This window comes from Glycomyces buryatensis (genome assembly GCF_004912275.1).
GTDB lineage: Bacteria > Actinomycetota > Actinomycetes > Mycobacteriales > Micromonosporaceae > Glycomyces > Glycomyces buryatensis.
Map to the genome: position 1 here is coordinate 62,841 of NZ_STGY01000021.1, position 19,076 is coordinate 81,916.

Genomic DNA, 19,076 nt, shown 5'->3' on the forward strand with positions numbered 1-19,076 from the left:
CCGTACAGCGGTGGCTCCATCTGTTCAGAAACGCAAGGCCCCCTTGGTTCGCCGAATGGTGGGTCTGGTCTTCTACTCACTCCCCCATCCGATGCGGCGGCGCATCGTGCGGATCGCCACGCCGACGTACACGCTCGGTTCGGTGGTCCTGGTGATGGACCCTGACCGCGAGCAGCTGCTGATGCTGCGTCAGCCTCCAGGGAAGCGCTGGTCGCTCCCCGCCGGGCTGTTGAACCGGCGGGAGCAGCCGATCGAGGGATGTCGGCGGGAGCTCGAGGAGGAGACCGGGATCGTGGCCTCGGTCGAGGAGCTGGTTCCGGCCGATCCCTGCGCGGTGGTCCACACCGACGGCCGCTGGGTCGACAATGTGTTCCGGCTGGAGCGCGATCCGGCGACGACGCAGATCATCGTGGACGGCCACGAGGTGTGGGACGCGGCCTGGCATCCGGTCGGCGCGCTTCCCGAGATGACGCGGGCGACGGCGAAGCTCTTGTCGAACTACGGCCTCGGCCCGCTGGCATTAGGTGGCGAACGAAAAGGCCCGACGCTTACGAAGCGTCGGGCCTTTTCGGTAATGCTTGGTTACTGCGGGCCGAGTTTGCGCGTGCCCGTGTAGTACTCGAAGGTCAGCCCGCCGACCGCGAAGAGCAGTGCGGCGCCGCCGGCGACCAGGAGCCAGGGCAGCCAGAACACGACGCCGATGCCCGAGAGCACGGCGGTCACGGCCAGACCCAGGGGCCAGTAGGAGCCGGGGCTGAAGAAGCCGACCTCACCGGAGACGTCGGATATCTCGCCGTCGGGGCGGTCCTCCGGTCGCGGGTCGATACGGCGCGAGATCAGCCAGAACACGAACCAGATCATGCCGGTCAGCAGCCCGGAGAAGACCAGGGCCAGCGTCCCGACCATCTCGACCTGGTTCGGCGCCCCGTAGGCGGGGTTCTCGTTGTAGTACGTGATCGGCGCGTAGATGCCCGCGAAGATGAACATCGACACCATGACGATGAAAAAGAGGCGGTTCTCAGTCTTCATGAGTCAGCTCCCCCTAGCTCGCTTCGCCCGAAGCCGGGTCGGTGTTGTAGACGTCGGTGGTCGTGGCGAACGGGTCCTGCCCGATGGCCTCGAGCGCCTCCGGCGTGCTGGCGCCGTCGACTCGAGCGTCGATGAAGGTCTGGTAGTCGTCCGGCGAGACCACGCGCATTTCGAAGTTCATGAACGCGTGGTAGGCGCCGCACAGTTCGGCGCAGCGGCCGACGAAGGTGCCCTCGGTGTTGAAGTCGACCTCGAAGCGGGTCGTCTGCGCCTCGCCGCCGGGGATCACGTCGCGCTTGAAGAGCAGGTCCGGCACCCAGAAGGAGTGGATGACGTCCTCGGAGTTCGCCACGAAGCGGACGTCCTCCTCGTTGGGCACCACGATGATCGGGATGTAGTCGGAGTCGCCGGTCTCCAGCACGGGTTCGCCGTCGGCGCCTTCGAGCGAGACACACTCCGCTTCGGCGGCGTCCCACTCGGAGTAGGTGAACTGCCAGTTCCACTTGAACGCGGTCACCTGGGTGCACGAGTTCGGGGTCTCGCTCATGTGCGTGACCTCGTCCTGCACGACGACCGTGAAGTAGAAGAGGACGCCGATGAGGATGAACGGGAGGCCGGTGAAGGTCAGCTCGGCCGGCAGGTTGTACTTCGTCTGCCTCGGCAGGGCCTCCTCGTCGAGGCGGTCCTGCGCGGGGAGGTTGGATCCGCGCTTCTTGTATGCGACGACGCACCAGAAGATCAGGGCCCACACGATGACGCCGACCGCGAGGGCGGCGACCGTGGAGCCGATCCACATGTCCATCATCATTTCGGACTGGTCGGTCGGCTTGGTGCGGGGCCAGCCGAAGTAGAAGGCGTCCTCAAGGCTGCAACCTGTGAGCACCAAGGGGGTCAACGCGGCGATGCCGGCGAGACCTATGGCGCGGCGGGCTCGGCCGCGACGTTCCCGGGACGGTTTTCCGACCACTTGTCCCATGCCTTTCTCAGCGCTTCGGCTGCGCCCCTGCCGCCGGGCAGGCGACTGACGCAGTTCTAACGGACCAGAGCCTACTGCCCCAGACCGGGGGCCGGGCGCAAGGGGTTGGGTTCGGGGCGCGGAGTCTTCTACATTGGGTAGGTGAACGAGACGTACTTCGACGGCGCCACCGCGCAGCCGCCCCACCCGGCGGCCCGCGATGCCTATGCTGCGGCTTTGTCGGAAGGCTGGGCCGGTCCCGGTCGTCTGTACACATTGGGCCGTCGGTCGCGGATGCTGCTGGACGCGGCCCGCCAGTCCGCGGCCGCTTCGCTCGGCGTGAGCCCCGATGAGGTCACTTTCACATCGAGCGGTACACAGGCGGTGCAGGCGGGAGTACTGGGCGTGATCGCGGCCCGCAGTGAACCGGGTCCGCTCGTCTACAGTGCCGTCGAGCATTCCGCCGTGCTGCACGCCGCCGACTGGCACTCCAGGAACGGCGGGACCTCGGTCTCCGTCGGCGTCGACCGGCTCGGCCGCATCGATGAGGACCCGCTCGCCGGGATCGAGGGCGCCTCCGTCCTGGCCGTGCAGAGCGCGAACCACGAGGTCGGCACCCGCCAGCCGATCGCGGCGATCGCCTCGCACCTGGACGGCGTGCCGCTGGTGTGCGACGCGGCCGCGAGCCTCCCCTGGGAGCCCGTACCGGCCGGCTGGTCGGTCCTGGCGGCCAGCGCCCGTAAGTGGGGCGGTTTGGCCGGGAGCGGCCTTCTGGTGGTGCGCAAGGGCACGCGCTGGCGCAATCCCTACCCCGGGGAGGACTCCTCGATCCGGGAGGCGATCGGCGAGATCGACGTCCCGGCGGCGGTCGCCGCGGCGGCGTCGCTGCGCGCGGTGGTGGCCGAGCGCGCCGAGCTCTCGAAGCGGATGTTCGCGTCGACCGAGCGGATCCGCGAGCACATCGCCGAGACGATCCCGGAGGTCGAGCTGCCGGGCGACCCGGTGGACCGGCTCCCCAATATCGTCACGTTCTCCTGCCTCGGGGTCGACGGCGAGGTGCTGCTGACGGAGCTGAACAAGCGGGGCTTCGCGGTCTCGTCGGGTTCGGCCTGCGCCTCGACGCGCTTGCGGCCCTCCCATGTGCTCCAGGCGATGGGCGTGCTCAGCCACGGCAATGTCCGGATCTCGCTCCACCGTGAGACCACCGAGGAAGAGGTCGACCGCTTCCTAGCGGTCCTCCCCGGCATCGTCGAGGGCATTCGCCGCCTCGCCCGCTGACTCGGGGTCCTGGTTCACCTGGGTGGTGCCGTGGCTGTCGGTGCCGACGGCGCCGATGTTCGCGTGGGCGTCGTCGCCGATGACGCCGATCGAGAAGTCGATGTCGCCGCCCGAGGTGTCGATCTCGAACCTGGTGGCGACCCTGCAGATGTGGTCTTCAAGCCCGGTGATGTCGACCTTGTCCCGCAGGTAGCCCTTGACGGCCTCCATGCAGCGGTGGGCCAAGACCGCCGCGATCCGCTGTGATTCCTCCTCTTCGTCCGGGTGCGGTTGCTGCAGGTCGGTTCCGAGTTCGCGGATCGAGATGGAGGGGCCGCAGTTCCCGGCGGTCGGCTTCGCGCCGCTGGTCAGGCTTCGCCAGAGTCGGGCGCCCTGGTGCCAGGCGGTCAGGGCGAGGCTGACCGGGATCTGCATGAGTTCCAACGGCGGGTTGACGAATCCGTTGACCGCCGACCAGGTCAGGATCGCGGTCTTCCGGGCCTTGCCTCCAGGGAACTGGTGGTATTCGGACCGGGTCGGGGGCAGGCAGAAACCGTAGAAGTCGAGCCAGAGCGTGTCCGCCTGGATCACGCACTTGGCGAGCAGGTTCGTGACCAGCTCGCCGTTGCGGCGCACCACCTGCATCCGCAGCATGGGCTGTGCGGCCAGGCTCGGATCGGCTCGGATCTGGGCGACCGACTCGAACGAGCGGCCTTCGAGTACGAGGTCCGCCAGGCGGTAGACGGGCTCGTCCCTGTCCGCGACGAAGACCGGTTCGGAGAACTCCAGCCTGCCCGGGCACGAGCTGTGGCCGGAGGCGAGGGTGAGTCCCTCGATCCCGGCCCTGATGTGTTTGATCAATTCCTCCAGTTCGACGGGGTCCGGTCGTACCCTGCCTTTCGCGGCGACCAGTGGCAGTTTCGTGTTCATCTGCAGCACCGATTTCCCGAAACCGGTGAACGGCCCTCGGGCGCGATGGGAAATGATCTCCGCGTATTGGACCTCTTCGAACTGCTCCACCCGGGCGCTGGGAAGCGAGGGCGGGTTCCGCTGCTCCGGGATGGTGATCAGGCGCCACGCCCTGCAGCAGTGCCCCAGCGAGCCGACCACGCCGAGGGCGAGGACGGAGCCGACCAGCGGCCCCCAGGCGACCCTGGACTCGGTCGCCCGCTGGACCACCAGGACGACCAGGACGGCACCCACGAGGCCCATGATCAACAGCACGGGGCCGGTGGCGAGCGCCTGGCTGACCGTGTGGTGATCGAAGAAGAGGTTCCCCTTGGCCAGTGTCAACTGGGCGAGGCAGGCCACGAAGAGCCACACGACCAGTGCCGCGGTGAGGACCATGCTCTGCATCTGAGGCGAGGCGAAGAAGCAGACGACCATGAAAGCCAGCGCGGACATCCTGAGCGCGTTGATCGCGCGCGCCTGGCGAGCGTGCCTGACGATCGGCCCGACGTCGATCCCGGGGCTTGGAGCCAGCGCGCGGTCGGTTCGGTCGAGGATGTCGTCGAGCACGGCATCGCGCAGCTCCGGGTCCAGATAGACGGCGGCGCAGAGGTGAGCGGTGGCGTCGGCGATGCGGTTCGCTTCGCGCGCATCGATATTCAACGCCGGGGCGGAATTGGGGTCCGTGGTCATTTCGAAAGAGTCCGCTTACTATCCGTGGTCAGAGGTGGGAAATAGGTGCATGAATGATCCCCTTGGATCTGGTTCGAATCCGCCCTCGCTTGCGGCCGTTGGGGATCAAGGACGGGCACGGCTGGGGAGTCGTCATCTGAATACATATTGTCTGAGGGACAAGAACTGATTCACCATAAATGCCACCAGAAGCCAGTGTCAAGTCTCCCAATAGCAGGGGCACCCTCAGTAGCGTGACGAACTCGATTCACTCCCGACGCCTTGGCCGGTTCGGGAATCACTTGTCGCAGTGCGCCTTTGTGAGCCAGATTGTATGCCGATAGTCGACACGGCATGGGCCCCATCACGAAAGCGATGGGGCCCTGTTCAGAGGGGTAGCGCAGTGAAGTGTGCCGGTTACTTCACGGCGTGCGTGACGTCGCGTTCCTCCGCGTAGAAGCACGCGGCGGGATGGCTAGAGCCTTCAGTCCGGTCCGGGTGGTGGGGGGAGACGGGCGGGCGCTTGCCCTTGTCCCCCACTTCGAGCGTCGGGACCTCCTCGGCGCACTTGTCGGTCGCCTTCCAGCACCTGGTGCGGAAGCGGCAACCGGAGGGCGGGTTGATCGGGGACGGGACGTCGCCGTGGAGGATGATCTCGTCGCGTTGGCCGCGCAGGTCCGGGTCGGGAACGGGAACGGCCGACAGCAGCGCCTGCGTGTACGGGTGCCGCGGGTGGTCGTAGATCTGGCTGCTGGTCCCGCGCTCGACGACCTTGCCCAGGTACATGACCGCGACCTCGTCGGCGATGTGGCGCACCACCGACAGGTCGTGGGCGATGAACACGTACGCCAGCCCCAGCTCGTCCTGGAGCCGTTCGAGCAGGTTGATGACCTGCCCCTGGATCGACACGTCCAGGGCGCTGACCGGCTCGTCGCACACCAGGACCTTGGGGCGCAGCGCGAGCGCCCGGGCGATGCCGATGCGCTGGCGCTGCCCGCCGGAGAACTGGTGCGGGTAGCGGTTGATGTGGTCGGGGCTGAGGCCGACCATGTCGAGCAGTTCCTTGACGGCGGCGGCGCGCCCGCCCTTGGCCACCACCTGCGGATGGATCTCGAAGGGCTCGCCGATGATGTCGCCGACGGTCATGCGCGGGTTGAGCGAGGTGTACGGGTCCTGGAAGACCAGCTGGATGTCGCGCCGCACCGGCCGGATGCGCCGGGAGGAGAGATTGCCGATCTCCTTGCCCTGCACCTTGATCGACCCAGAGGTCGGCGGTTCGAGGCCGACCAGGAGCTTCGCCAGGGTCGACTTGCCGCAGCCGGACTCGCCGACGACGCCGAGGGTCTTGCCCGGGTACAGCTTCAGGTCGACGCCGTCGACGGCCTGCACGTGGCCCACGGTCCGCTTCAGGACGATGCCGCGCTGGATCGGGAAGTGCTTGACGACGTCCTTCGCCTCGAGGATCGGCTCGGGTTCGGGATCGCCGTGCCCCAGTTCAGCGTTCATTGGTGTAGACCTCCGTGGCGAAGTGGCAGCGGCTGCGGTGCTCGGGGGCCGCCTCGATCATCGGCGGGACCTCCGTCGAGCACTTGTCCTCGGCGGCCCAGCAGCGCGGGTGGAAGGGGCACCCGCCGGGCAGCGACGCCGGGTTCGGCGGCAGGCCCCGGATGACCTCCAGTTCCTGCCCGACGGTGTCGACACGCGGGATCGCCCGCAGCAGCGCCTTGGTGTACGGGTGGGCGGGCTGTTTGAAGGTGTCGCGGATGGTCGCGCGCTCGACCACCTCGCCGGCGTACATGACGGCGACCTCGTCGGCGACGTCCGCGACGACCCCGAGGTCGTGCGTGATGAGGATGAGCCCCATGTGGCGTTCGTCCTGGATCTGCTTGAGCAGCCGCATGATCTGGGCCTGCACCGTGACGTCGAGCGCGGTGGTCGGCTCGTCGGCGATGAGCACCTCGGGGTCCAGGGCGAGGGCCATCGCGATCATGACCCTTTGGCGCATGCCGCCGGAGAACTGGTGCGGGTAGTGGCCCACCCGGTTCTTCGCGTCGGGGATGCCGACCTGGTCGAGCAGCTCGATCGCGCGCTTCTTGGCCTCGGCGCGGGTGGAGCCGCGGTGGACGCGGAACAGCTCCCCGATCTGGAAGCCGACCGACCACAGCGGGTTGAGCGCGGACAGGGCGTCCTGGAAGATGACGGCGATGTGGTTGCCGCGCACCGTCCTTCGGGTCTCCTCGTCCTGTTTCAGCAGGTCGATGCCGTGCAGGCGCACCTCGCCGCCGGTGACGCGGCCGGGCGGGTCGTCCACGATGCCCATGATGGCCTGGCTGGTGACCGACTTGCCGGAGCCGGACTCGCCGACGACGGCGAGGGTGCGGCCCTGTTCGAGGGTGAAGGTCGCGCCGCGGACGGCGGGGACGGACTTGCCGCGGACTTTGAACTCGACCTGGAGGTTCTCCACTTCGAGCAGCGGGGCGTTCAGGTCGGCGCCCGGGAGGGTGTCGCCGATGACGCGCAGGGTCTCTGACATCGCTCTGCTACCTCATCTTCGGGTCGAGGGCGTCGCGGAGCGCGTCGCCGAAGGTCGCGAAAGCGAACACGGTCATGATCAGCAGCGCCAAGGGAATCCCGAACAGGTAGATGTAGCCGCCGCCGGCCCATTCGGTGCCCTTGGACAGCAGCACGCCCCAGCTGGTGGCCGGCGGCTGCACGCCGATGCCGAGGACGGCCAGGGCCGCCTCGGTGACGATGATGGCGCCGATGGAGGTCGGGACGACGGCCGTCACCGGCACGATCGCATTGGGCAGAATGTGGCGGAACATGATCCGCCGGTCCCTGGCGCCCAGGCATTTCGCGGCGACGACGTAGTCCAGGTTTTTCGTCTCCATGGTCGCGGCGCGCACGTAGCGGCAGAACTCCATCCACCCGAACAGGGACAGGGCGATGGCCGCCGGGGCGACCGTCTCTATGAGGTTCCCGCCCGAGCCCCGCTCGCGGAACAGGCTCAGCAGCAGGATCGCCCCGAGCAGCATCGGCACGACGATGAACACGTCCAGGGCCCGGGAGATGATCGTGTCGAGCCAGCCGCCGTAGTACCCGGCCAGCAGCCCCAGCAGGAGCCCGATGATGACCGAGAAGATGATGACGCTGAGCGCCAGCACGATCGTGGGCCGGGTGCCGTGGACGATGGTGGACGCGAAGTCGCAGCCGAAGCCGTCGGTGCCGAGCGGGTGATCGCCGAAGAACCAGGTGTCGGGGCGCTGGCGGGCGTCGCGGCCGATGCAGCGGGCGGGGTCCTTGTCGGTGAACAGGGACGGGAACGCCGCCATCGTGAACACGAACAGCAGGATGACCGTGGCGATGATGACGTCGGGACGCTTGCGCATGGTGCGGAAGGCGTCCTTCCACAGCGAGGCCTGGGCGGCATCCGGCTCGGGGAGCGGGGCGGTCAGCTCACTCATATCGAATCCTCGGGTCGAGTGCGGCGTAGATGAGGTCGACCAGGAGGCTCACGACCACCACGACGATCGCGCTGATGGTGAGTCCGACGATGACCAGGTTCGTCTCCTGGCGCTGGACGGCGCCGAAGATCATGCGGCCCATGCCCGGGATGCCCATGACGCCCTCGGTGAGGACGGCGCCGGAGAGCATGAACGCGAACAGGTAGCCGACGCCGGTGACGATGGGGATCATCGAGTTGCGCACCACGTGCACGACCGTGATCCGCATCTGCTTGAGGCCCTTGGCCTTCGCGGTCTTGACGAAGTCGGAGCCGAGGTTCTCCAGCTGGCTCGCCCGGACCAGGCGGGTCAGGGTGGCGAGTCCGACCGAACCCAGGATGATGCCCGGGACGATGATCGTCGTCCATGGATAGTCGGGGTTGTAGTTCGGTCTGAACACCTGGCCCATGAACGATTCGGTGTCCCAGATGCCCCTCGCCCACCTGGTGAGCGGGACCGCCACGATGTAGACGTAGGCCAGCAGGATCAAGAAGACCGGGACCGAGTCGATGAGGATGGTCGTGCCGCGCACCGAGTGGTCGATCACCCGACCGTGGTGGCGGGCCGCCCAGGTGCCGAGGACCATCGCGAGGACGACCAGGGTGATCGTGGAGAACACGAACAGCCGCAGGGTGTTGGGGATGTAGACGCCCAGCAGCTCGCCGACGTCGCGGTTGCCGTTGAGGGTCGTTCCGAAGTCGCCGGCGGCGTAGTTCTGGAGCCGTTCGATGAACGGCCGCACGCACGGATCTCCGGTGCGCTCATAGCAGGGGTTGTCGAGGTTGTACAGACGCTCGACCTGGGCCAGCATCGCCGGGTCGGGAGTGCGCTCCCCGCCGAAGAACAGCAACGCGGGATTCCCGCGGACCTGGACCGACAGGGCCATCAGGTAGTGCAGCAGGAACAGCACGATCCCCAGCGTGAGCAGGGCCTGGAGCAAGCGTCGAATGACATAGCGTCCCATGAATATTCCGTTCTAGAGGACAGGTCGTTCAAGGCCCGCGGGCGGCTTAGGGGTGTTCAAGAACCCCTAGCCCGCCCGCGGTACCCGTCTTCAGTTCGGGTTATTCGACGATTTCGATGTCGCGCAGTTCGGCGTCACCGCCCGGTCCGGCGTAGATCGGGTTGATGATCACGTTGTCGACGCGCTCGGTGTAGAAGAAGTTGATCGTCTCACCGAAGATCGGGATGCTCGGCATGTCCTCCGCGAGGATCATCTCGGCCTCCTGGTAGAGCGTCACGGCCTCGTCGATCGTCGCGGCCGCACCGGCCTCGGCGATCTTCGCGTCGTACTCCTCGTTCTCCCAGCCCTGGTCGTTGGTGGCGGCGCCGCCGCCGTAGATCGGCTCCAGGTAGTTCTCGTTCAGGTTGTAGTCCGGGCTCCAGCCGGAGCGGAACGGACCGGTCACCGTGTGGTTTTCGCGGGCGCCGAGGAAGTCGGTCCACTCCATCGACACCAGCTCGTACTCGACGCCGATCGACTCGGTGATGGAGTCACCGATCGCGCGGAAGATGTCGAGGTTGTCGCTCGCGTCGTTGACGACGATCTCCAGCTTCTCGCCCTCGGGCCAGCCGCCGGCCTCCTCGAGCAGCGCCGCGGCCGCATCGGGGTCATACGTGCAGTACTCGCCGCAGGCACCCTGGCCGCCACCGAGGATCGAGTCGGGGACCCAGGTGTCGAGCGGGTAGAAGCGGTCGGGACCGACGACGGTGCGAACGCCCTCGCGGTCGATCGCCATCGAGAGCGCGCGGCGCAGGTCGACGTCCTGGTACGTGTCCACGTACAGCGGGAAGCCCAGCATCAGCACCGACGGGTCGGGCTGCTGGATCCGGCGCTCGGCCAGTTCCTCGTCGTTGACGGCGGCCTCGTAGTCGGCCGCGGTGGGGCGGCAGACGTCGATGTCACCGGTCAGGAAGTCGGCCCAGCAGTCGCTGCCTTCGAGGTAGACCTTCCAGTTCACCCCGTCGATGGACGGCTTCTTGTCGCCGGCGTAGTCCGCCCAGGTGACGGCGGTGCCGCCGCTCTCGACGTTGTACTCCTCTTCGAACATGAAGGGGCCGTTACCGATCGGCTTCTTCTCACACGCCTCGGTGTCGGCCAGGCACTCCTCGGCGACCGGGTAGAACGCCTCGTAGCCGAGCATGGTCGGGAAGCCGATGAACGGCGCCGTCAGCTCGACCTGGAGGGTCAGGTCGTCGACGGCGGTCAGGCCGGACAGCTCGGTGACGTCGACGTCGGCGTACTCGGGAACCTCCGGGTCGGCCCACTCCTCAGCCGGGAGCGGTTCGGGGTTCATCTCCTCGTAGCCCGCGATGGTCGCGAAGAAGTAGTTGAGCGGCAGCACGTTCGGGGCGTACGCGGTGCGGTTCCAGGAGCGGATGAACGCGTTGGCGTCCACTGCCTCGCCATTGTGGAAGGTCAGGCCGCTCTTGATCTTGATCGTCCAGGTCTGGTTGTCCTCGGACGTGATCTCCTCGGCTACGAGGTTCTCGGCCTCGCCGGTCTCGTTGTTGTAGTAGACGAGTCCGTCGTAGATGTTCTTCATGACGCGGTAGCCCTCGGACTCGCCAGATCCGCCGGGAATGAAGCTCCGCACCTCGCCGATCTGCATATTGAGCATGCCGCCACCGCCGCCTTCGCCGTCGACGTCGCCTTCGTCGCCCGCGCATGCGGACGCCGTGAGGGCGAGCGTCGCGGCGGCCGCGGCGGCCACCGTCATTCGAATTCGTCTCAAGGGTCGCTCCAGAGGTGTGAGTTGAGGGTCGTGGGTTAACTCACACCATGGCGCACGGCACATCGAAAAGAAAGAGTGCGTTGTGAAATCGTTACTACAAGGACGACCACTGGAGACATTGCAGCGCCAATGTTAAGTTTGCATTGCCGTCCCAATCCCAATCAGTGAGATTGGTGTTGCGGTAGTGAAAACCTGAGACTCCCGAGTTCATTCGGGCAACAGGTATGCCGATGCCTCCGCCGCCGCAGCGGCACCGTACGACTCCTCCAGGCGACGCATGAAATCCACGGGATTGACCGTATATCCCTGCGGTCCAACCGATTCGAGTGCTATGACCGCCATCTGTCCGGCCACCTCGGCGGCCCGGCGCAATCCCATGCCCCACCCGATCGCGGCGAGCAGTCCCGCGGTCGCCGCCTCGGGCGCACCGGCGGGATCGATGACCCCGCGCAAGCGCGCGGCTCCTACGTGGACGCGATCGATGTCGTGGCCGACCACCTCGATGCCGTCGGCGTCGTCGGTGGTGATGCGAACCCGGACCTTGGCCAGGATCTGGTCGTCGGTGAGTCCCGTGGCGGCCTGGAGGAACTGGTAGCGCTCGCGGCTGCCCACCAGGAACTTCGCGCCCTCGATGAAGTCGACCGCCTCCGTCCCCTCCAGCCGACCGGGGTCGGCGCTGAAGTCGAGCCCCAGCTCGCGGGCCTGGTCGGCGTAGGCGAGCATGGCCTTCGGGTCGTCGGGGCCGATGTGCAGCAGCCCGAAGGTCCCGGTGCGCTCCATGACGTCGATGAGGTCGTAGTCGGCCCGGTCGGGTTCGAGGATGACCGGCGGCACGCCGAGCTGGGCGAGACCGTGGGCGATGTACGCCGCGGTCTGGCCGGCGACGGCGGTGTTCAAGCTGTTCACGGTGAATGGACCTTTTCGGTCGGTGACGGCGGTGTGCCGGCGGAGGCCGGACACGGCACAGCCCGGCCGAGCGCACTCGCTATGGGGCGGCTTCGGCCGGGCCGGCGTTGATTCGGGGACTGCTTCCTTCGGCGAGAGGCCTAGTGGAAGGAGTCTCCGCAGGCGCAGCTGCCCTGCGCGTTGGGGTTGTCGATGGTGAAGCCCTGGGCGTCGATGCGGTCGGCGAAGTCGATGCTCGCGCCGATCAGGTACGGAAGGCTCATCTTGTCCACGATGACCTCGAAGCCGTCGTAGGACTGGATCACGTCGGCCTCGCGCTTGTCGGTGTCGAAGAACAGGCCGTAGCGCAGACCGGAACAACCACCGGGGCTGACCTCGACACGCAGGCGCAGGTTCTCCTCGCCCTCCTGCTCGATCAGGGTTTTGACTTTGCTGGCGGCCTGGTCAGTAAGCACCACGCCGGTGGCGGTGTCCTTGACGTCCTCGGCCTGCTGGGTAGCGCTCACAGTGCTAGCTCCCTTTGCTTGTGATCAACGGCGTCGATCGGGTCTCTTCGACCTGACAACAGTACCCAACGGGACTGAGCTCGTCTCTATTCCCGAGCGCTTGCGTGAGGGATCTGTGTTCAAGCCCGGTTGGCTATCCATTGGCGGGCGACTTGCTCTGCCAGCGCGCTCAGGCCCTGGGCCGGGGCTTTCATCGCCTTTGCGGCGCTGCCGAGCAGGTCGGTGACGGAATAGACACCGGCGAGGTCGGGGTGGGAGTCGACTTCCGAGCGTCCGGCGAGGACGAGGCAGGGCTTGCCGTGGGCGGCCGCGCCGGAGGCGACCTCGGCGGCGAGCTTGCCGCGCAGGCTCTGGGAGTCGAAGGAGCCTTCACCGGAGATGACCAGGTCGGCTGCGGCGATGGCGGCGTCGAGTCCGACGGCGTCGCAGGTGAGTCGGGCGCCGGATTCTCGGCGTCCGTCGAGCAGGTTGAAGGCGTAGCCGAGGCCGCCCGCGGCGCCGGCTCCCGGTTGTTCGGCGGCGTGGAGGTAGCCGATGTCCCGTTCGCAGATCGAGGTGAAGACCATCAAGGCGTGCTCGAGCTGCTTCTGGTCTTCGGGTCGCAGGCCCTTTTGGGGTCCGAAGACGGCGGTGGCGCCGACCGGTCCGTGCAGGGGCGAGTCGACGTCGGTGGCGGCGATGAACCGGACGTCCCTGGTGCGGAGGTGGCCGTCGACGCTGGTGGCGGCGGCGAGGGCGGCTCCGCCGTAGCCGATGGGTTCGCCTGCTGCGTCGCGGAAGGTGTAGCCGAGGGCGGTGAGCATGCCGGCGCCGGCGTCGTTGGTGGCGGAGCCGCCGAGTCCGACGACGATCTGCTTGGCGCCGGTCTCGATGGCGGCGGCGATGATGAGGCCGAGGCCGTAGGTGGTGGTGCGGCGGGGGTCGCGCTCGGCGGGGGTGAGGAGGTGGAGTCCGCAGGCGGCGGCGGATTCGATGTAGGCGGTGTCGCCGTCGCGGAGGTAGTCGGCCTTGACGGCGCGTCCGAGGGGGTCGAGGGTGTCTACGGTTCGCCTGGTGGCGGTGGGGATGGCCGCTTCGAGGACGTCGATGAAGCCGGGGCCGCCGTCGGCGAGGGGGAGCTCGGTGGCGGTGTCGTCGGGCCTTGAACGCAGCCAGCCTTCCGCGATGGAGGCGGCGGCCTCGGCGGCCGTGAGCGTTCCGGCGAACTTGTCGGGAGCTATGAGGATGCGCACACGAAAAGGGTAGTCGATGCCCCGGAACTGCGTGTAATCGCTTGCCATCCCCAGGTGCACCTGCCGCCCGGACGTGCAACTTTGACCTCCTCCCCTCCGCGAACGGAGAGGATTTCACATCTACCGGTAGGTCTCTCGACTGTCCGGTTCTGCACGGGTTCCTGCTTCTTCCCCATGACTGGGGGTTTCGACCACTGCCGACACTGAGCCGGTCTTTGATACACGGTCTCCACAGGCGTTTTCACTCTCCGCTCCCGGAAGCGTGTTCCGGGCCTTTCGGTGTCCAGCGGCGAGCTGTTCGACTTCAGCGATCAGGCGCAAGCCCTCCCGCAGGATATTGATTGCAGCGTTCACATCCCGGTCATGGACCGCACCGCATGCGGTGCACGTCCACTCCCGGATATGGAGTTCGTCCTTGCCCTTCGGCCCGGTCGTCGCCTCACACGCCGAGCAGATCTGCGTGGACGCGTAAAACCGGTCGACCGCGATCACGGTCCGCCCCGCTCTGGCGGCCTTCGCGGCCAGCACGCACAGGAACATGCCCAATGCTTGGTCGTGCACGCTCTTGCCGAGGTGCATTCCTTTGGTGGCCATGCCTTTGACATTCAACGTCTCCACCGCGAGCACTTGGTTCTCGCGCACGAGGCGTGTCGTTTCCTGTTCGATGAAGTCGCGACGCTGCGCTGCGACCCTGGCATGGACCTTCGCCAACTTCAAGCTCGCCTTCCGGCGATTGTTCGAGTCCTGCTGTTTGCGGGACACTGCCCGCTGATATTTCTTGATCTTCCGCTCGGCCCGGCGCAGGAACTTCGGCGACTCGATCCGCTTCCCACTACTCGTGACCGCGAACGCACTCAGGCCCAGATCGATCCCAACCACCGCGTCTTCCCCGAGACAGGGCAGCGGCGCGCCATCCACGGCGACCACGAACGAGACGAAGTACTTCCCGTCGGCGGCCTTGATCACCGTCACACTCGACGGCCCTGACGGCAGTTCACGCGACCAGGCGACCTTGACCTCACCGATCTTCGCCAGATACAGCTTCCCGTTCTCGCGCAACCGGAATCCATTTCGGGTGAACTCAGCCGACTGGCGCGCAGAACGCCGCTTGAATCGCGGCGGATTGACCCTCGGGCCCTGGCGTTTCCCTGACAAGAAGTCGAAGAAGTTTCCGAACGCGGCATACAGTTGCCGCATGGACTGCTGCAACGGCACACACGAAACCTCACCCAGCCACGACCGCTCCGGCCTCCGCTTCGCGGCCACCGTCACCGCAGTGGTCACCGCCCCGAACGCGGGCCGATCCTCACCCGCCTGGTAGGCGGCACGGAAGATCCGCAGCGCGTCGTTCCACACCGTGCGACAGCAACCGAACGTCCTGGCCAACATGATCCGCTGACCTGGTGTCGGATAGATCCGGTACTGATATCGGATGTGATTCACTGTCACGCTCACGATAATAAAAACCGGGTGTGACACTTTCTGCGGCTAACGTGTCGAACAGACCAGTTGACACGGGACAGTCGAGCGAGCAATCAACTATGATTTCCTCCCCCAGTTTGAACACCGGGGTATCCATCAGGAGAAACAGATGACGGGCTTCAACGAACCTGCTCCCACTCAGACCGCGCTCCTGCTGCTCGGGCGGGGCACCGACTCCGGCTCCGAGCGCGGTGTCGACTGCCCCGGCGAGCTGCCCGCGCCCAGCGACCCCGACCTGGTCGCACGCGCGAAGGCGGCCAAGGAGGCCTTGGGCGGCAACGTCTTCGTCCTCGGCCACCACTACCAGCGCGACGAGGTGATCCAGTTCGCCGACGTCACCGGCGACTCGTTCAAGCTCGCGCAGCAGGCCGCGGCCCGCCCCGACGCCGAGTACATCCTCTTCTGCGGCGTGCACTTCATGGCCGAGAGCGCCGACATCCTCACCGGCGACCACCAGCAGATCATCCTGCCCGACCTGGCCGCTGGCTGCTCCATGGCCGACATGGCCACCGCCTCCCAGGTCGAACAGTGCTGGGAGGACCTCCAGCGGGCCGGGATCGCCGAGGCGACCGTCCCGGTCACCTACATGAACTCCACCGCCGCGATCAAGGGCTTCGTGGGCCGCGAAGGCGGCGTGGTCTGCACCTCCTCGAACGCCGAGCGGGCCCTGAAGTGGGCCTATGAGCGAGGCGAGAAGGTCCTGTTCCTGCCCGACCAGCACCTGGGCCGCAACACGATGGTCCGCGAACTGGGCTTCTCGCTCGAGGACTGCGTGCTCTACAACCCGCACAAGCCGAACGGCGGGCTCACCGAGCGGGAACTGCGGGACGCCAAGATCATCCTGTGGAAGGGCCACTGCTCGGTGCACGGGCGGTTCACGCTCGAATCCGTCGAGGAGATGCGCCGCCTCGACCCCGAGGTCAATGTCCTGGTCCACCCCGAATGCACGCACGAGGTCGTCTCGGCCGCGGACTACGTGGGGTCGACCGAGTACATCATCAAGGCCCTGGACGCGGCCGAGCCCGGCTCCTCGTGGGCGCTGGGGACCGAGCTGAACCTGGTGCGGCGCTTGGCGAACGCGCACCCGGACAAGAAGATCTCGTTCCTGGACAAGACGGTCTGCTACTGCTCCACGATGAACCGCATCGACCTGCCCCACCTGGTGTGGGCGCTCGAAGAACTCGTCGCCGGCCGAGTCCCCAACCCGATCACGGTGGACGTCGAGACGGCCAAATACGCCCGGGCCGCCCTGGACCGGATGCTCGCCCTGCCGTAGCGATCTTTCCGGCGCCCGGTCACGCGGGAGAATCCCGCGTGACCGGGCGCCGTCCTTTGTGGCTCACAAAGAGGAGATACACGAGTTGCGGCCACCCCGGGTTGCATGCCCGCGGGGTGCGGATGATCACCGTGGGTTAGGTCGCTACCTGGGGGTATTCGCGGTGGCTGTTCCGTTATCGTTGGGCGACGATTCGTCGAACGTCCGGGCCTGGCGGAGCCGCCAGCGGACCGTGACGCCTCCCGGCTCTTGCACCTGAACTCCATCCCAGAGGAGACCTGTTGAGCAGCACCGACGCCCCCCCTCAAGAAGACATGCTGATCATCCATGGCGGCACCCCCCTCGAAGGCGAGGTCCACGTCCGCGGCGCCAAGAACCTTGTCTCCAAGGCGATGGTCGCGGCGCTACTCGGCAACTCCCCGTCGGTGCTCAAGAGCGTCCCGGCCATCCGGGACGTCGAGGTCGTCACCGGACTGCTGCGCGTCCACGGCGTCGATGTCGCGCTCGACGGCGACACGCTCTACATGGACCCCACCTCCGTCGAATCCGCCGGCGTCGAGGAGATCAACGTCCACGCCGGCACCAGCCGCATCCCGATCCTGCTGTGCGGCCCGTTGCTGCACCGTCTCGGCCGCGCCTTCATCCCCGACCTCGGCGGCTGCAATATCGGCGGCCGCCCCATCGACTTCCACCTCGACGCGCTCCGCAAGTTCGGCGCTCACGTCGAGAAGAGCGTCGACGGCACCCACCTGTCGGCCCCCGACGGCCTCCACGGCATCCGCTATGAGCTGGAGTTCCCCTCCGTCGGCGCCACCGAACAGGTCCTGCTCACCGCCGTCATGGCCCAGGGCACCACCGAGCTGCGCAATGCCGCCATCGAACCGGAGATCATCGACCTCATCTGCATCCTGCAGAAGATGGGCGCGATCATCAAGGTCCACACCAACCGCGTCATCGAGATCGTCGGCGTCGAGGAGCTCAAGGGCTACACCCACCGGGCCCTCCCCGACCGCATCGAGGCCGCCTCCTGGGCATCGGCCGCGCTGGCCACCGAGGGAAGCGTGAACGTGCGGGGCGCCAACCAGGCCAGCATGATGACCTTCCTCAACGTCTTCCGCTCCATCGGCGGCGCCTACGAGGTCGACGACGATCCCGTCGACGGCGGCATCCGCTTCTGGCACCCCGGCACGCCGCTCAAGCCGGTCGCGCTGGAGACCGACGTGCACCCCGGGCTCATGACCGACTGGCAGCAGCCGATCGTGGTGGCGCTGACCCAGGCCGACGGCCTGTCGATCATGCACGAGACGGTCTATGAGAACCGTCTCGGCTACACCCGCGAGCTGCGTCAGATGGGCGCGAACATCGAGCTGTACTCCGACTGCCTGGGGGGCACGCCGTGCCGCTGGGGCCGCCGCAACTTCCTGCACTCGGCCGTCATCGCCGGGCCCTCGAAGCTGCACGCCGCCGACCTCCAGATCCCCGACCTGCGGGCCGGCTTCAGCCACCTCATCGCCGCCTTGGCGGCCGAGGGCACCAGCCGCGTCTACGGCGTGGACCGCTACATCACCCGCGGCTACGAGAACTTCGAGGCGAAGCTCGAGGGCCTGGGCGCCAAGATCGAGCGCCCCGCGCCGGTCGCGGCCGCCGCGAACTAGACGACGGGCATCACCCGCGAAAAGCGGGCGACCACCCGTCTAACCGTCGACACAGGTCGGGCCGTCATCGGCCCGGCCTGCGCCATCGCTACCGGAGGCCCGAGCCGGAGCCGCTGGCATCGACGTCGCCGTGACCCTGGGTATGCTGGAAAGACAGCATGCCGTCCCGAATGTAGGAAGGGCGATCGTCCCGTGGGGAAGAAGTCCGCCGAAGCCACCCCGGCCGTCGAAGAGAGCAAGCCCGTCTCCGCGACCGACAAGAAGGGGAAGGCCACGCCCAAGCGGCCCACCCAGTCCAAGGCTCGCCCGCCGGTGAACCCCCCGCTGACCTCGAAGGAAAAGCGCGCGCAGCAGAAGTCCGCGCCGCTCTCGAAGGAGCAGAAGTCGCAGGCCAAGGCCGATATCCGGGCCGAGCGCGCCCGCATCGCCGAGGGCCAGTGGAAGGGCGACCCGCTCTTCGACAAGTACCACCTGCCCCGCGACCGCGGCCCCGAGCGCCTGCTCGTGCGCGACCTGGTCGACTCGCGGCGCACCGTGGCCCAGTACTTCTTCGCCCTGACGATGGCGCTCCTGTTGGCCACCAACGTCTTCCCCGCCTACGTCAACATCCTCATGCTGGTGTGGGCCGCCATGATGCTCGGCTTCGCCGTCGACTCGTACTTCCTGTGCCGCAAGGTGTGGCGCCTGGTCATGAAGCGGTTCCCCAAGACCACGCAGCGCAAGCCCGGCCTGTACTGGTACGCCATCCAGCGCTCCATCATGTTCCGCTCCATGCGGAACCCGCGCCCGCGCATGAGCTACAAGGCCACCGAGGACGACCTCGGGCAAGTCGTCAAGTAGGCAGAGCGTCGAATAGGCACGGGGTCAAGTAGTACCGGTGGAACACCGGCGCCCCGCCCGCCGACCCGGACCGGGCAGGG

Annotated in this window: 17 protein-coding genes; 5 read left to right on the top strand and 12 right to left on the bottom strand. The window is 67.2% G+C overall.

The window, feature by feature from the left end; translation table 11 throughout:
- Positions 1–55 precede the first annotated feature (55 nt).
- Positions 56–616, top strand: coding sequence for an NUDIX hydrolase (locus tag FAB82_RS05280; RefSeq protein ID WP_136533497.1), 561 nt, complete (start codon positions 56–58; stop codon positions 614–616).
- Here FAB82_RS05280 and FAB82_RS05285 read toward each other — a convergent pair.
- On the bottom strand, positions 583–1,029 hold the full coding sequence (locus FAB82_RS05285; RefSeq protein WP_136533498.1) for a cytochrome c oxidase subunit 4: 447 nt from the start codon (positions 1,027–1,029) through the stop codon (positions 583–585). The two genes, FAB82_RS05280 and FAB82_RS05285, sit on opposite strands and share 34 nt — an antisense overlap.
- 13 nt (positions 1,030–1,042) lie before the next feature.
- Positions 1,043–2,005: an aa3-type cytochrome oxidase subunit II gene (ctaC, locus tag FAB82_RS05290; RefSeq protein ID WP_136533499.1), complete on the bottom strand. Its 963-nt coding sequence runs from the start codon at positions 2,003–2,005 to the stop codon at positions 1,043–1,045.
- A gap of 141 nt (positions 2,006–2,146) precedes the next feature.
- Between ctaC and FAB82_RS05295 the strand changes: the two genes are divergently transcribed.
- A complete protein-coding gene (locus FAB82_RS05295; protein WP_136533500.1) occupies positions 2,147–3,262 on the top strand; it encodes a cysteine desulfurase family protein in 1,116 nt (371 codons plus the stop codon).
- Here the strand turns inward: FAB82_RS05295 and FAB82_RS05300 are convergent.
- The 10 genes from FAB82_RS05300 to FAB82_RS05345 all read right to left on the bottom strand — a co-directional run bounded on the left by FAB82_RS05300 (position 3,212) and on the right by FAB82_RS05345 (position 15,192).
- Complete coding sequence (locus tag FAB82_RS05300; RefSeq protein ID WP_136533501.1) at positions 3,212–4,882, bottom strand: hypothetical protein; 1,671 nt, start codon at positions 4,880–4,882, stop codon at positions 3,212–3,214. The two genes, FAB82_RS05295 and FAB82_RS05300, sit on opposite strands and share 51 nt — an antisense overlap.
- Positions 4,883–5,278: 396 nt before the next feature.
- A complete protein-coding gene (locus FAB82_RS05305) occupies positions 5,279–6,367 on the bottom strand; it encodes an ABC transporter ATP-binding protein (protein WP_136533502.1) in 1,089 nt (362 codons plus the stop codon).
- On the bottom strand, positions 6,357–7,394 hold the full coding sequence (locus tag FAB82_RS05310; protein WP_136533503.1) for an ABC transporter ATP-binding protein: 1,038 nt from the start codon (positions 7,392–7,394) through the stop codon (positions 6,357–6,359). The genes FAB82_RS05305 and FAB82_RS05310 overlap by 11 nt, the downstream gene beginning before the upstream one ends.
- Before the next feature lie 7 nt (positions 7,395–7,401).
- Complete coding sequence (locus FAB82_RS05315; RefSeq protein ID WP_136533504.1) at positions 7,402–8,325, bottom strand: ABC transporter permease; 924 nt, start codon at positions 8,323–8,325, stop codon at positions 7,402–7,404.
- On the bottom strand, positions 8,318–9,328 hold the full coding sequence (locus tag FAB82_RS05320) for an ABC transporter permease (RefSeq protein ID WP_136533505.1): 1,011 nt from the start codon (positions 9,326–9,328) through the stop codon (positions 8,318–8,320). The genes FAB82_RS05315 and FAB82_RS05320 overlap by 8 nt, the downstream gene beginning before the upstream one ends.
- A 100-nt stretch (positions 9,329–9,428) precedes the next feature.
- Positions 9,429–11,099, bottom strand: a complete 1,671-nt coding sequence (locus FAB82_RS05325) for a peptide ABC transporter substrate-binding protein (protein WP_168801428.1) — start codon at positions 11,097–11,099, stop codon at positions 9,429–9,431.
- A gap of 207 nt (positions 11,100–11,306) precedes the next feature.
- Positions 11,307–12,005: a carbohydrate kinase family protein gene (locus FAB82_RS05330; RefSeq protein WP_136533507.1), complete on the bottom strand. Its 699-nt coding sequence runs from the start codon at positions 12,003–12,005 to the stop codon at positions 11,307–11,309.
- Between the two features lie 140 nt (positions 12,006–12,145).
- Positions 12,146–12,511, bottom strand: coding sequence for an iron-sulfur cluster insertion protein ErpA (gene erpA, locus FAB82_RS05335; protein ID WP_136533508.1), 366 nt, complete (start codon positions 12,509–12,511; stop codon positions 12,146–12,148).
- A gap of 119 nt (positions 12,512–12,630) precedes the next feature.
- Positions 12,631–13,743 (bottom strand): glycerate kinase family protein, encoded by a 1,113-nt coding sequence (locus tag FAB82_RS05340; protein ID WP_211116386.1) that lies wholly within the window; start codon positions 13,741–13,743, stop codon positions 12,631–12,633.
- A gap of 120 nt (positions 13,744–13,863) precedes the next feature.
- Positions 13,864–15,192, bottom strand: coding sequence for an RNA-guided endonuclease InsQ/TnpB family protein (locus tag FAB82_RS05345; protein WP_211116387.1), 1,329 nt, complete (start codon positions 15,190–15,192; stop codon positions 13,864–13,866).
- A gap of 142 nt (positions 15,193–15,334) precedes the next feature.
- On the opposite strand from FAB82_RS05345, the gene nadA reads away from it, so the two are divergent.
- The 3 genes from nadA to FAB82_RS05360 all read left to right on the top strand — a co-directional run bounded on the left by nadA (position 15,335) and on the right by FAB82_RS05360 (position 18,996).
- Positions 15,335–16,501, top strand: a complete 1,167-nt coding sequence (nadA, locus tag FAB82_RS05350; protein WP_136533510.1) for a quinolinate synthase NadA — start codon at positions 15,335–15,337, stop codon at positions 16,499–16,501.
- 314 nt (positions 16,502–16,815) lie between these two features.
- Positions 16,816–18,156 carry a UDP-N-acetylglucosamine 1-carboxyvinyltransferase gene (gene murA / locus FAB82_RS05355; RefSeq protein ID WP_136533604.1) on the top strand — a complete coding sequence of 447 codons (1,341 nt, stop codon included), beginning with the start codon at positions 16,816–16,818 and terminating at the stop codon, positions 18,154–18,156.
- Positions 18,157–18,348: 192 nt separating this feature from the next.
- The gene (locus FAB82_RS05360) at positions 18,349–18,996 is read left to right on the top strand and encodes a DUF3043 domain-containing protein (protein ID WP_168801429.1); all 648 of its coding nucleotides are present in this window, start codon (positions 18,349–18,351) and stop codon (positions 18,994–18,996) included.
- Positions 18,997–19,076 lie beyond the last annotated feature (80 nt).